The organism is Flavobacterium sp. (assembly GCF_050696275.1).
GTDB lineage: Bacteria > Bacteroidota > Bacteroidia > Flavobacteriales > Flavobacteriaceae > Flavobacterium.
In genome coordinates, this window is sequence record NZ_JBOGUT010000057.1 from 1 (window position 1) to 6,323 (window position 6,323).

The following is a 6,323-nucleotide window of genomic DNA, read 5'->3' on the forward strand; positions in this document are numbered from 1 at the left end:
ATTTCTGAAATATCCAAAAATCTGTCTGTTTCACCGGGTACAAATACCTGTAAAATGTTTAATCCATCTGTACAATTCGGTCTTGGGTTCCGGTTTTGAGTTTTTTTGCTTGCAACCTTTACCTATTGACTTAAATGCAGATAAAAATTTACAAATGAATAAAGAATTAATCATTAGATCTGGTTCTGAAGCTGTAGATTTTGCCTTATTAAAAGATGGAAAACTAATTGAATTACACAAAGAAGAAGAAACAAGCAACTTTCAGGTAGGTGATATTTTTATCGCCAAAATCAGAAAACCTGTTGCAGGTCTAAACGCTGCTTTTGTAAATGTAGGCTTCGAAAAAGATGCCTTTTTGCATTACCACGATTTAGGACCTAATCTGGCTTCCCAATTGAAATTCATAAAACTTGTAAGCGCAGGTAAAATAAAAGATTTCTCCCTAAAAAGTTTTCCTTTTGAAAAAGAGATCGACAAAGACGGTGTGATTACCGATGTAATCAGTGCTAATCAGTCGATTCTCGTACAAGTGGTCAAAGAACCGATTTCTACCAAAGGTCCGAGGATCAGCTCTGAGCTTTCCCTGGCTGGAAGATTTATAGTTTTAGTCCCTTTTTCCGACAGAGTTTCTATTTCTCAAAAAATAGATTCGAAAGAAGAAAAGGACCGATTGAAACGTCTTGTACAATCGATTAAACCAAAAGGATTCGGGGTTATTGTTCGCACAGTAGCCGAAGGCAAAAAAGTCGCAGAAATAGACAAAGACTTGCAAAACTTGATGGACAAATGGACATCAATGTGCAAACGAATTCCAACAGCGCACCATCCGTCAAAAGTGCTAGGAGAACTCAATAGAGCATCATCAATATTACGAGATGTTTTTAATGATACTTTTAGCGGAATTATAATTGACGATGTAGAACTGTTCAACGAAACAAAGGAGTATATTCAACAAATTGCTCCAAGTAAAGAATCAATGGTGAAGCTTTATCAGTCTAAAGACACGCCGCTTTTTGAGAAATACAGTATTGAAAGACAAATAAAAACTTCTTTTGGTAAAACTGTGTCCATGAGCAAAGGAGCCTATTTAATTATAGAACACACCGAAGCCATGCACGTAATCGATGTAAACAGCGGAAACCGCTCAAACAAAGCAACCAATCAGGAAGATACCGCTCTCGAAGTAAATATGATTGCCGCAGCCGAAGTGGCACGACAATTACGTTTACGCGATATGGGTGGCATCATTGTTGTCGATTTTATCGATATGTCTAATCCGGACAACCGGAAAGTATTGTACGATTTCTTAAAAGAAGAAATGAGCGACGATAAAGCAAAACACAAAATATTACCTCCAAGTAAATTCGGACTGGTACAAATTACCAGACAAAGAGTACGACCAGAGGTCAATATCAAAACACGGGAAGAAGATCCTAACAATGAAAATGGTGAAATTGAAGCACCAATATTAATCATTGATAAAATCGCTTCCGATCTAGAACGAATTGTAAAGCTGCAAAACAAAGTGATACTTAACGTACACCCGTTCATCGCAGCCTACCTTACAAAAGGTTTTCCATCAATACGCTCAAAATGGTTTTTTGAGTATAAAAAATGGGTGAAAATCATACCTCGTGACGCTTACACGTATTTAGAATATAAGTTTTTCGATAAAGACGGAAATTCTATAAAAGACTAATAAAAACGCCAATCGTATTGATTGGCGTTTTTTTTTGGCCTAAAAAGTTCTGTCCGAAAAAAGAGGTATCATAAGTGCATTTTTTTCTCCAAAGTGTTTTTTAACATTTCCAATTGATCCTTTTTGAGATGCATGCTTTGTAAATGATGTAATGTGTTTTTATTCAGGCTGTTTACCGCTCTGGTTTTTATAGCGGTTATAAAATGGGCACTGACAATTTTTGCCGGATGGTTTGCTAAATAATCAACAACTTCCAAAGCAGCAAATCCTTCTGCTCTTTTGGTTTCCATAGCGGCAATCTTTCTATCTAACACCGCCTTTTTGTATTGAAGGCTTGTATATTCCTGTTCTAACCATTCGCGGTTTTTCTTTTGTTCTGCCGTAGTTACTTTTTGTATGGCATCAGAAGTTGCTTTTGCGTTTTGAAGATGCTGCAGTATCCCAGCTAATTGTTTTGTTGCTTCCAGCGGCAACGACCGTTTCCCTATTTCATACATTGACCATTGGCTTCGGGTAACCCCTAATAGCATGGCCATTTCATCTTGGGTCAAGCCTATTGTGTTTTTTATAGTTGTTGTGAGTTTCATCTGTGGCATTTTTTTCAAAAATAATATTTTGCCACAAAAGTTGTGGCAATTTCTGTATAAAAAATAAAAATGCCACAACTGTTGTGGCATTTTTATTAAAATATTTTTTTTGCCACAGGAATAATTTACAAAGGAAAAGAAAAACTGCGCTATGTGATTTAATGAATATAGGTGGGAAGTGTGTATATTTGAGGGTTAGCGGCAACCTTGAAAGAAAATACAGTAAATTAACCACCTATATTTCAAATTATGATTTCAACATTCGCAGATTTATTAGAACAATTTAAGAGATATGCCCTTTCCAAAATTGAACTTGACGACCAAGATATAAAACACACTGTTGCAATTGGAGACAATTTTGAAGGCTTGACTACTGAATTACTTAATAGAGCTGTTTTCAAAGACCTAAATTTAAAAATGGTTGAAAGAAGTTTTGTCTATAATGACAGTGGTGTTATGAGCGATGAGTTAGATTGTATGCTTGTTGTTGGTGATGGTATAAAAATGTCATTTGCAAATAGATATAAATATCATATCAAAGATGTTATTGCTGCTATCCAAGTAAAGAAAAACCTCTATGCAAATGACATTGATGACTCACATCAAAACCTCCTTTCAATTATAAATGTTTCCGAACCAAGAGATGCAGAACCATTTGTTGGAAGAATGCACAGAGATGCATATAAAGTTTTAACATCAAAGGAATTACCAAATAAAGATAGAAGAGAAAGATTTTCGGATAGAGAAAACCTTCTTTATCATTATCTTATGATGGAGGCATTTCATCCATTAAGAATTGTATTTGGCTACTATGGCTACACTTCTGAATATGGCTTAAGAGAAGGCTTTGTAAAAAAATTAGAAACAATTTGTAAAGATGGCCCTGTTCAAGGATATAGCCCAGGAAGTTTTCCAAGTTTATTTATTTGTGGTAATAACACAATCATAAAAAATAATGGTATGCCGATGGCAATGCCATTGACAGAAGATGAATTTTACTTTCATATTTTAGCATCATCAAACAGTAAACCAATGTATCATCTATTAGAATTAATATGGACAAGACTTTCTTACAAGTTTGAAATAAGTTCAGATATTTTTGGTGATGATTTTGATTTTGAAACTGTCCATCCTTTCTTGTCTTGTAAAGAAAGAAAAATGGATGAAACCAGTTGGGGATGGGAATTTTTATATCATCCTCTTACAAGAAAACAACTTTCAGCTCCATTGGTTTCTACTCCTTGGGAACCAACAGAGATTAACAAAGATAAATACTCAATTCTAAATGTTTTAACTCAAGTAGAATTTGTTGATATCAATTCCGATAAAGATTTTTTAAAATTTATAAAAACAGAAAAAATTGATGTAGAAAAAATTATTAAAGAATTATCAGAAGCCCGATTAATTTATATTGACGAAGGAAAAATGGGGCTATTAGTTGATGAACTTTATACTGTTTTTACACCTGATGGAAAAATATTTGCGGGAGAGAATAAAAGCGGTGAAATGACAAGCTATTTCAGTAAGCAAATATTGCAAAACTTAAAAAATGAATAAAAAGGCAGCCGCTAACAGCCGTTACAAGAGATTTGGGCATTAGGCTGAATTTAAAAATGGTTTTGTACTTGGAAAATTTGTGCATAATGGAAAAAAACTCGCCTCTTTAATCCCAAACCTCTTGTAGCGCCAAGACGTTAACGGTAAGCTCAAAAAAAAGCGTAAATTCAATAATTTAATGAAACATTTTATAATTATATCTCTCTTACTTTGTTTTCAAATATCACTTTCACAAAACAATGAAGGAAAAGATAATAATCTTTGTATAAAAACCAATCCAATATCAATTATTGATGCTTTCGGTAGTTCTTCTTACAGAATTGGATTAGAGTTAAAAGTTTATAAAAACATATCTTTATCTGGTGAATATGGAAGATATTTTGATATCAAAGGACTTGATTTGAGAGAAAATTCAAAAGGGTATATTTTAAAACCTGAAATTAAATGGTATGTCAATAAAAATGGGATGAGTAAAGGTAATTTTATTTCGTTAGAATACACATATAAAGATATTTCATATGATTGGAAAGATTCAATTCCTACAACTAGCGATCCTAGTCGAGTTATGAAATATAGAATTCATAAAAATATAAATTGCTTTACTGCTAAAATAGGAAACTTAAAAACATACTCGAATAATATTATATTTGAATGGTTTTTTGGGATTGGCTTAAGATTATCTAAAGGTAATGATTCACTAACTAATGAAGAAAGGGATAGTATTAAAGCTTTTGATGAAAATGAAATTTCTACTGCTCAAAAAAATACAAATTACATACTCCCAAATTTGAGCCTCGGAATAAAAATTGGGTATAGATTATATTAGAGCTTTCTGCTAACAGGCGTTTGGCAAGATTGCGAATTTTGTGGTAAATTCACGTTTACATTTCGCAAGAAATTTTATCTTTAACAGAAAATAATCGGTTCCGAAGCTCGCAACCACGCCAAGCCGCGGAACGTTGGCGGTCATTGTAACGAACGATTGGAAAATCATTATTAACTTACTAAAACACAAAAAACCTAAAAGTGAAAATTATTTATAAAACTGAAATAATACCAGAAATCGAAGAAATAATAGATTTATATGATTTTTCTGATTATTTCCCAATTGACAATAAAGAAGATATTGAAAGAATAAAAAAGATGCACAATAACGCAAATATAATTGTAACAGCATGGGATAAAGACAAACTAGTTGGGTTAGCAAGGTCTATTTCAGACTTTTGTTATTGTTGTTATCTTTCTGATTTGTGTGTAAGGAATGAGTATAAAAAAAAGGTATTGGGAGAGAATTGGTAAAAATCACAAAAAAAACAGCTGGTGAAGAATGCAAATTAATCTTGCACTCTTCACCAAAAGCAATAGATTTCTATTTGAATATTGGTATGGAACAAATAAATTCAGCTTTTATCATAAAACGAAGTAAATAAAAGAAGAATGAATTTAACTAAAAAAATAGCTATTGTAACAGGAGCCGCACAAGGTATTGGTGCCGGAATTGCAAAAAGATTAGCCAATGATGGATTTGCAGTAGTTGTATTAGACATGACCGAAGAAGCTTGCTTCAACACTGTTGATTCAATTATTAAGAATGGTGGGCATGCCATTTCAATTGGGGCAAATGTGGCTGATGAAAACGAAATAAAATCAGCAATGGAACAAATTATTTCCAAAATTGGAGAACCTAATATTTTGGTAAATAATGCTGGGTTTGCAAGAGATGTAAACATCGATTTGATGGACACTAAAGATTGGGATGATGTTATAAATGTGCATTTACGTGGGTCTTTTTTAATGGTTAAAGAATCTCTTCCATATATGAAAAAAACAGGATGGGGTAGAATTATTAATATATCAAGTATTTCTGCAACAGGGCATTCAGAAAGAGCAAATTATTGTGCAGCAAAAGCAGGTATGCATGGTTTTATTAAATCACTTGCAGTAGAATTGGGACCATTTGGAATCACGGCAAATGTAGTAGCTCCAGGATTAATCGTTACAGCAATGACTGAGGCAACAGCAAAAAGAAATAGACTTACTTTGGAAAATCATTTAGAACAAGCCGTTAAAAACATACCTGTTAATCGTACAGGTACACCAGCTGACATTGCACATGCAGTCTCATTTTTTGTTTCAGAAGAAGCAAGTTTTGTTACAGGACAAGTATTATATGTAGCGGGAATGCCAGTCAACTAATTGATAATAGATTTTTAACCGTAAAAAGTAGAATATTATAACATAAGAAAAGCAACGAACCGCTAACAGCCGTAGCTGTTGCACAACCTCTAAAAAAAAAATTATCATTTAAAATAAATCATAAAAAACAAGCTCGTTTAAAGCAATTTAAGCGAGCTTGTTTTTTGCTTCCAATACACTAGTGGTAAATATTAACTGACTCAAAAGGACTCTTTTTAAGTCGTAAAAACAAGACTTTAGAGAAGATTGTACTTTCCCTCCCTTTTGAGATATAATTCTGGCTT

The 6,323-nt window shown here is 33.2% G+C and carries 7 protein-coding genes; 6 read left to right on the top strand and 1 reads right to left on the bottom strand.

The window, feature by feature from the left end; translation table 11 throughout:
* Nucleotides 1–154: 154 nt before the first annotated feature.
* Nucleotides 155–1,699 (top strand): Rne/Rng family ribonuclease, encoded by a 1,545-nt coding sequence (locus tag ACRDEC_RS16780; RefSeq protein ID WP_431499523.1) that lies wholly within the window; start codon nt 155–157, stop codon nt 1,697–1,699.
* A 68-nt stretch (nt 1,700–1,767) separates the two neighbouring features.
* Here the strand turns inward: ACRDEC_RS16780 and ACRDEC_RS16785 are convergent, their stop codons facing one another.
* Nucleotides 1,768–2,286: a helix-turn-helix domain-containing protein gene (locus tag ACRDEC_RS16785; protein WP_431499524.1), complete on the bottom strand. Its 519-nt coding sequence runs from the start codon at nt 2,284–2,286 to the stop codon at nt 1,768–1,770.
* A 249-nt stretch (nt 2,287–2,535) separates the two neighbouring features.
* On the opposite strand from ACRDEC_RS16785, the gene ACRDEC_RS16790 reads away from it, so the two are divergent.
* The 5 genes from ACRDEC_RS16790 (at nt 2,536) to ACRDEC_RS16810 (ending at nt 6,039) form a co-directional block, all read left to right on the top strand.
* On the top strand, nt 2,536–3,843 hold the full coding sequence (locus tag ACRDEC_RS16790; protein WP_431499525.1) for a DUF6602 domain-containing protein: 1,308 nt from the start codon (nt 2,536–2,538) through the stop codon (nt 3,841–3,843).
* Nucleotides 3,844–4,021: 178 nt separating this feature from the next.
* Entirely contained in the window at nt 4,022–4,669 is a 648-nt protein-coding gene (locus tag ACRDEC_RS16795; RefSeq protein WP_431499526.1) for a hypothetical protein, read from the top strand.
* A gap of 200 nt (nt 4,670–4,869) precedes the next feature.
* Nucleotides 4,870–5,142 carry a hypothetical protein gene (locus ACRDEC_RS16800; protein WP_431499527.1) on the top strand — a complete coding sequence of 91 codons (273 nt, stop codon included), beginning with the start codon at nt 4,870–4,872 and terminating at the stop codon, nt 5,140–5,142.
* Complete coding sequence (locus tag ACRDEC_RS16805; RefSeq protein WP_431499528.1) at nt 5,136–5,273, top strand: hypothetical protein; 138 nt, start codon at nt 5,136–5,138, stop codon at nt 5,271–5,273. The genes ACRDEC_RS16800 and ACRDEC_RS16805 overlap by 7 nt, the downstream gene beginning before the upstream one ends.
* Before the next feature lie 7 nt (nt 5,274–5,280).
* Nucleotides 5,281–6,039, top strand: a complete 759-nt coding sequence (locus ACRDEC_RS16810; protein WP_431499529.1) for an SDR family oxidoreductase — start codon at nt 5,281–5,283, stop codon at nt 6,037–6,039.
* The last annotated feature ends 284 nt before the right edge of the window (nt 6,040–6,323 follow it).

Bases quoted from the DNA above. Each gene is read 5' to 3' on its own strand.
- ACRDEC_RS16780 (WP_431499523.1), top strand. From the start codon at position 155: ATGAATAAAGAATTAATCATTAGATCTGGTTCTGAAGCTGTAGATTTT.
- ACRDEC_RS16785 (WP_431499524.1), bottom strand. From the start codon at position 2,286: ATGAAACTCACAACAACTATAAAAAACACAATAGGCTTGACCCAAGAT.
- ACRDEC_RS16790 (WP_431499525.1), top strand. From the start codon at position 2,536: ATGATTTCAACATTCGCAGATTTATTAGAACAATTTAAGAGATATGCC.
- ACRDEC_RS16795 (WP_431499526.1), top strand. From the start codon at position 4,022: ATGAAACATTTTATAATTATATCTCTCTTACTTTGTTTTCAAATATCA.
- ACRDEC_RS16810 (WP_431499529.1), top strand. From the start codon at position 5,281: ATGAATTTAACTAAAAAAATAGCTATTGTAACAGGAGCCGCACAAGGT.